The sequence below is a fragment of the Bacillus sp. MBGLi79 genome (assembly GCF_002953915.1).
The window spans coordinates 2,128,549-2,132,280 of record NZ_CP026521.1; the positions used below are offsets into that span (position 1 = coordinate 2,128,549).

3 protein-coding genes are annotated in these 3,732 nt (G+C 46.9%); all 3 read left to right on the forward strand.

Going from position 1 to position 3,732, the window contains the following annotated elements:
• Nucleotides 1-234 precede the first annotated feature (234 nt).
• Nucleotides 235-783, forward strand: coding sequence for an outer spore coat protein CotE (cotE, locus tag C1T29_RS10855; RefSeq protein ID WP_020451464.1), 549 nt, complete (start codon nucleotides 235-237; stop codon nucleotides 781-783).
• Nucleotides 784-893: 110 nt separating this feature from the next.
• Nucleotides 894-3,503, forward strand: coding sequence for a DNA mismatch repair protein MutS (mutS, locus tag C1T29_RS10860; protein WP_208945694.1), 2,610 nt, complete (start codon nucleotides 894-896; stop codon nucleotides 3,501-3,503).
• A gap of 17 nt (nucleotides 3,504-3,520) precedes the next feature.
• On the forward strand, nucleotides 3,521-3,732 hold a 212-nt coding region (locus tag C1T29_RS10865; protein ID WP_208945695.1), incomplete at its 3' end, for an ATP-binding protein.

The window sequence follows — 3,732 nt, forward strand, 5'->3', positions numbered from 1 at the left end:
GCCTTTTAAAGGCGTCGTTTTTTTGAATGCAATTTCCCGCCGCGACGGCTAATTGAAAAGATTCGGTTTTCGGTCTGTCTTTTTCTTTTCTGATTTAAGTCAAGTTTATCCTTTTATCTGCATACACTTAAACAGATTCATTATATGGGATGTTATTTTGATTTCTCAAGGAACGCACATTAGACGAATGCCCAGCATAGGATAATACGAGGAAAAACAAGGAGGCATGACCGAATGTCTGAATACAGGGAAATTATTACTAAAGCGGTGGTCGCGAAAGGCCGGAAATTCACCCAGTCCACTCATACAATCTCCCCTTCGCAAAAGCCAACCAGTATTTTAGGCGGTTGGATTATCAATCATAAGTATGACGCCGAAAAAATCGGAAAAACCGTGGAAATTGAAGGGACATATGATATCAACGTCTGGTATTCATATGCGGACAACACCAAAACCGAAGTTGTGACAGAACGCGTTTCCTATGTTGATGTTATTAAGCTCCGGTATCGCGACAAAAATTACTTAGATGATGAACACGAAGTGATTGCGAAGGTGCTTCAGCAGCCGAACTGCCTTGAAGTGACCATTTCTCCGAACGGAAACAAAGTGGTTGTACAGGCGGAAAGGGAATTTTTGTCAGAGGTTGTCGGCGAGACGAAGGTCGTCGTTGAGGTCAATTCTGATTGGACGGAAAGCGATGAGGAAGAAGCGTGGGAAGAAGAACTTGATGAAGAACTTGAGGATATCAATCCGGAGTTTTTGGTCGGAGATCCAGAAGAATAAAAGGAAGCTAGGGAAACACCGCCCTAGTTTCTTTTTTTTCAGCATGAATCTTTATGGTATAATGAGTGTTGGAATCAATAGAAACGTTTATACATAGTGAGGGATTAAATATGACAGGCTACACGCCTATGATACAGCAATATTTAAAGATTAAGGCAGAGTATCAGGATGCCTTTTTATTTTTTCGTCTTGGAGACTTTTATGAAATGTTTTTTGAAGATGCCAAAAAGGCGTCTCAGGAACTCGAAATCACGCTGACGAGCAGAGACGGTGGATCGAGCGAAAGAATCCCGATGTGCGGGGTTCCTTATCATTCATGCTCTTCATATATCGAACAGCTCATTAAAAAAGGCTATAAAGTCGCGATCTGTGAGCAGGTGGAGGACCCTAAATCGGCCAAAGGAGTCGTCAAAAGGGAAGTCGTGCAGCTGATCACACCCGGCACCGTGATGGACGGAAAAGGAATTCATGAAAATGAAAACAACTTTATCGCCTCTGTCAGTGAATTTCAGCATACATACGGGCTCGCTTTTTCTGATTTGACGACGGGCGAGAACTTAGTGACGATTATCGAAAGGCTTGATGATGTCGTTTCCGAGATTTACTCTGTCGGAGCAAGGGAAAGCGTCGTCAGCCGCAACTTTGACGAGAAAGATGTCGCGCTGCTGAAAGAGCGCTGCGGCGCCACGATTTCTTTCGAGGATGAACCAGCAGATGAAGTGCCTGACATTGTGAACGGACTGGCGTCCAAAGAGCTTGGCGATACGTTTATGAGGCTTTACGTCTACTTGAAGCGGACGCAGAAAAGAAGCCTTGACCACCTTCAAAACGTTCAGGCTTACGAGCTCGAAGAAGCGATGAAAATCGATTTGTATTCGAAACGCAATCTCGAGCTGACGGAAACGATCCGTTCGAAAAACAAAAAAGGCTCGCTTCTTTGGCTTTTGGATGAAACGAAAACGGCAATGGGAGGAAGGCTGTTAAAGCAATGGATCGACAGACCGCTGATCAGAAAGGGACAGATCGAAGAGCGCCAGGAAATCGTCGAAACGCTGATCGCCCATTTGTTTGAGCGGGAAGATTTGCGCGAACGGCTGAAGGAAGTATACGATCTCGAGCGGCTCGCCGGAAGGGTCGCTTACGGCAACGTCAATGCCCGAGATTTGATCCAGCTAAAGGAATCGCTGAAACAAGTGCCGGCCATCAAACAGCTTGTCGGCTCCCTCGACCATCCGAAAGCAAAAGCGCGCGCCGAGAAAATCGATCCGTGCGGCGATCTTTTGAATCTTTTGGAAGATGCGCTATACGAGAATCCGCCGCTTTCATTAAAAGAGGGGAACTTGATCAAAGACGGCTATCACGAGAAGCTGGATGAATACAGGGACGCAAGCAAGAACGGAAAGGACTGGATCGCAAGGCTTGAGCAGCAGGAACGCGAGTACACGGGAATCCGCTCTTTAAAAGTCGGCTTTAACAAGGTGTTCGGCTATTATATTGAAGTGACGAAAGCCAACATCCATCTGCTTGAAGAAGGCCGCTATGAACGGAAGCAGACGCTGACCAATGCAGAACGCTATATCACGCCGGAGCTGAAAGAAAAAGAAGCGCTGATTCTCGAAGCAGAAAACAATATTTGCGAGCTGGAGTATGAGCTGTTTTCTGAGCTTCGCAGCAAGGTGAAGGAATATATTCCGCGCCTGCAGCAGCTGGCAAAAATGATGAGCGAGCTTGATGTGCTCCAATGTTTTGCGACGATCAGCGAAAACCGCCACTATGTTAAACCGGAGTTTTCCGAGGACGTCGTTCAGGTGACCGACGGACGGCATCCGGTCGTAGAAAAGGTGATGGACAGCCAGTCTTACGTTCCGAATAGCTGCGAAATGGGCAAAGGCAGACAGATGCTTTTAATCACCGGGCCGAATATGTCAGGGAAAAGCACGTATATGAGACAGATGGCGCTGATCTCCATTTTGGCGCAGATCGGCTGTTTTGTTCCTGCCAAAAAAGCGGTGCTGCCGATCTTTGATCAGATCTTTACAAGAATCGGTGCTGCGGATGATCTTATATCCGGGCAGAGCACGTTTATGGTGGAAATGCTTGAAGCCAAAAACGCGATCGTCCATGCGACGAAAAACAGCTTGATTCTATTTGACGAAATCGGCCGGGGTACGTCCACTTACGACGGAATGGCGCTTGCGCAGGCAATCATCGAGTACGTTCACGAGCACATCGGCGCGAAGACTTTATTTTCCACTCACTATCACGAGCTGACAACCCTTGAAGAAAAGCTTGCCGACTTGAAGAATGTTCACGTTCGTGCGGAAGAATACGAAGGAAAGGTCGTATTCCTTCACCAGATAAAAGAAGGCGCAGCAGATAAAAGCTACGGTATCCATGTTGCGCAGCTTGCCGAATTACCCGACGGTTTGATCAGCAGGGCGAAAACGATCCTGAAAGAGCTTGAATCCGGCGCCAAAGAAGCGGTTCCATCAACGGCTCCGAATACGGTAAAAGAGGCGGCGGAAGAAGTCGCGGCAACTGTTGCAGATCAACCGGCCCAGCTGTCATTTTTTGAAACGGACAAGCCGAAAGAAAAAGAGACGAAGCTCTCCAAAAAAGAGCAGGCTGTTTTAGCCGAATTTAAAACGATGGATCTGCTCGATATGACGCCTATACAAGTCATGAATGAACTGTACAGGCTGCAAAAAAAATTAAAGTAATAAAGAGGTGACCCAACTTGGCAAAAATTGTTCAGCTGCCAGACGATTTATCGAATAAAATCGCGGCGGGTGAAGTAGTGGAAAGGCCTGCGTCGGTCGTCAAAGAGCTTGTCGAAAATGCAATCGATGCGAACAGCTCAGTGATTGAAATCGATGTTGAAGAAGCGGGTCTCGCCTCGATTAAAGTGCTTGACGACGGCGAAGGGATGGATGCAGAAGACTGCAGAAC

What these genes read in the sequence shown, in the direction of transcription:
- mutS (WP_208945694.1), top strand. Translation starts at nt 894, where the DNA reads ATGACAGGCTACACGCCTATGATACAGCAATATTTAAAGATTAAGGCA.
- cotE (WP_020451464.1), top strand. Translation starts at nt 235, where the DNA reads ATGTCTGAATACAGGGAAATTATTACTAAAGCGGTGGTCGCGAAAGGC.